This is a genomic window from Hymenobacter agri, from assembly GCF_054778495.1.
In genome coordinates this window covers 1-3,215 of sequence record NZ_BAAGZM010000500.1, presented here as the reverse complement: position 1 = coordinate 3,215, position 3,215 = coordinate 1, and the positions used below count along the sequence as shown (strand labels likewise).

1 protein-coding gene and 1 pseudogene are annotated in these 3,215 nt (G+C 64.8%); both read right to left on the bottom strand.

Annotated elements, in window-relative coordinates; genetic code table 11:
• A pseudogene (locus ACYVDE_RS18345) lies at positions 1 to 314 on the bottom strand (histone deacetylase); the annotation flags it as partial.
• 346 nt (positions 315 to 660) lie between these two features.
• Positions 661 to 3,215, bottom strand: a 2,555-nt coding sequence (locus tag ACYVDE_RS18340; protein ID WP_460503001.1) for an ATP-binding protein, incomplete at its 5' end; no start/stop codon positions are given.

Sequence of the window (3,215 nt, the reverse complement as noted above, 5' to 3'; positions counted from 1 at the left end):
GCCCGCCGCGCGCACTCAATGGTGCCGCCCAGAATGGTGATTTCGCGCGCGAACAGCTCCGGCGACCACGGAAAGCCGGTGGCGCGCTCCTCCTGCCGCGTGAGCTGGCCGGCGCGCAGGCGGGCGTAGTATCCGGCATCGTGCACGCGCAGAATATCTTCGTCGGGCGGCGGCTGGGCCATGAAAAAGTCGGCCGCGTTAGCAGTGCCTTCGTGCAAAAGCTGCTCGGGCAGCAGCTCATATTTCAGCATGGGAAAGCGGTGGCCGGCGGGCAGCGGGTGCGCGTAGCAGGGCGCGAAGGCGATGGACAGCATGGGGCAAAAGTCGGCCGCGCGGCCGGCGAAATTGGCTACGCAATTTTGTAACACAAAACCAGCGGCCAGCGTTTGTGAATGTGGCAGCCGGTGTGCTTCTTGCTGCTGCGAATACGGCCACCAGCTGCTGGCGAAGCTGAGGAAACCCCAGAGACATCACCGAATACCCCGGGCGTCAGGTCGGGGTATTTTGGCGTGTGGGCGGCGCGGAGTTTGACAGGAGTAGAAATGGTCATGCAGAGCGCAGCGAAGCATCTCGCGTGCTACCGCTAATCTGCTTGATTACTGCTGCAGTAAAGATGCTTCGCTGCGCTCTGCATGACGTTCAGCGGACTTTCTAATACGCTCAACCCTCCCCTTCTGCACCTTCCGCCTCCAGCAGTGCCACGTTGCGGTCGGGGCGGTGCTGCTTGGCGTATTCGGAGGGGGCCATGCCGTAGATTTTCTGAAAGGTTTTGCGGAAGTATTTCACGTCTTCGACTCCGACCTGCTCGGCGACTTCGGTGATGCGCAGCTGGGTGCTGGTGAGGAGCTGGGCGGCGCGCTTCATGCGCACGTCGCGGATGAACTCGACGGTGGTTTGCCCGGTGATTTGCTTGATGCGGCGGTAGAGCACCGACTGACTCAGGCACAGGTCGCTGGCCAGCACCTGCACACCGAAGGCGGGGTCGTCGAGGCGCTGCTCCACGGCGCGCATGGCTTGCTCGAGGAAGGTGCGGTCGGCATCGGCGATGACAATTTCGGTGGGCTCAAGCAGGAGCTGGCGTTGGTAGAACTCGCGCAGCTTGCCGCGGTTGCGCAGCAGGGCGGCGGCTTTGGCTTGCAGCACCAGCGGGTTGAAGGGCTTGCTCACGTAGTCGTCGGCCCCCAGCTCGAAGCCTTCCACTTCGTGCAGGGCGGCGGTGCGGGCCGTGAGCAGCAGCACCGGAATGTGGGCCGTTTTGGGGTGCTGCTTCAGCTTGCGGCACAGCTCCAGGCCGTCGGAGCGCGGCATCATCACGTCCGAAATCACGAGGTCGGGCAGCTCGGCCAGGGCTTTGTCCCAGCCTTCAAGGCCGTCGGCGGCGAGGCTGATTTCAAAGTCGGCGGCGAACAGTTGCTGCAGGTACTGGCGCACCTCGTCGTTGTCTTCCACCACCAGCAGGCGGGGCAGGGTGGCCAGCGTGAGGGGTTCATTGGTGAGGAACAGGTCGTCGGGCGCGGGCGCAGGCAGGGCCTCCAACTCCAGCTGCTCGGCTTCGGACAGCACATCGCCACGCTGCAAGTGAGCCTGGCCAAACGGCAGCCGCAGCCGGAACGTGGTGCCCGCCCCCACCTCGCTCGCCACGTGGATGCTGCCGCCGTGCCGCTCGGCAAACTGCCGCACCAGCGACAAGCCGATGCCGGTGCCCGTCATGCGCAGCGTGTCGGTGTGCGAGGCCTGGTAGTAGGGGTCGAAAATGCGGTCCAGCTCCTCGGCCCGGATGCCCACGCCTGTATCCACCACATTAATTTCCAGAAAATTACCCGCCAGCTCGCCGTTGCGGAACACGGCCTCGCCGCCGGGGCTGCCCACCACGGTGGCGGCCACCGTCAGCTGCCCGCCTTCGGGCGTGTATTTGAAGGCATTGGCCAGCAGGTTGGTAAGAATGATTTCGAGCTTGCTGCGGTCGAAATACAGCTGCACTGGCTCGTCGGGCACGTCGAGGGTGTAGGTGAGGCGGCGCTCGGCGGCCTGCTGCCGGAACACCGAAAAGATGTCGGCGATGAACTGCACGGCGTTGCCGTAGCTGGCCCGCAGCGGCACGTGCCCGCTCTCCACCTTCCGGAAATCGAGCAGCTGGTTCACGAGGTCGAGCAGCTTGCGGGTTTGCTTGTGCATCAGCAACACCTTGTCGCGCAGGCCGCTCACGGGGCCGTGCGCCCCGATTATCTCCTCCATCGGTCCCAGAATCAGCGTCAGCGGCGTGCGCAGCTCGTGGCTCACGTTCGTGAAAAAGCCCAGCTTGAGGTTGGTCAGCTCCTTTTCCTTTTCGGCCTGGAACTGCTCCAGCGTCAGCTTGTTGCGCAGCTCCTGCTTGCTCATCTCGAAGCGGCGGTACAGCACCACCGCGCCCAGCAGCGCGGCCGCGTACAGCAGGTAGGCCCAGCCGGTTTTGTACCAGGGCGCGAGCACCTCAAACGTCATCGTGGCGGGCGCTTTGGCCCACACGCCCTCGCCGTTGTCGGCCTTCACCTGCAAGGTGTAGCGGCCGGGCGGCAGGTTGGTGAAGCTGGCCGTGCGCTGGCCGGGACCGGGCCGCACCCAAGTGTCGTTGTAGCCCAGCAGGCGGTAGGCATAATGGTCTTTTTGCGGGTTGGTGTAGTTCAGAGCCACGAAATCGACCGAAAAATCGTTTTCGCCGGGCTTGATGGTAACCGTCTGGGGCTCCGACAGTGGCCCGGCCAGCACCCGCCGCCCGTTGAAGGGCTGGCCCACGGCCACCGGCTGGTTGGCAATGCGCAGCCCCGTGAGCTGCACCACCGGCGGGTACGGATTGGCCTGAATAGCAGCCGGCTGGAAATACGTAATGCCATTAATACCGCCAAAAAACAGCGTGCCATCGGCCCCGCGGGCGGCGGCCCCAATCTTGAAAGCGTTGCTTTGCAGGCCATCGGCCACATCGTAGCGCAGGTAGCGGCGGGTGGCCGGCGTAAAGCGGTACAGCCCCGTGCCGCCCACCCAGAGGTTGCCGGCATCGTCGGGCAGCAGGCTTTCCACGTCGGTTTCGGGCAGGTCGGCGCGGTACGAATGCAGCACGTCGCGGCCCTGCGCATCGGTCGTGAGCTGGTGCAGCCCCCCGCCGATGGTGCCAATCCAGAGCGCGCCCTGCTCGCCCAGCAGCACCGGCCACACGTAGTTCACGGGCAGGCTGTTGGCCC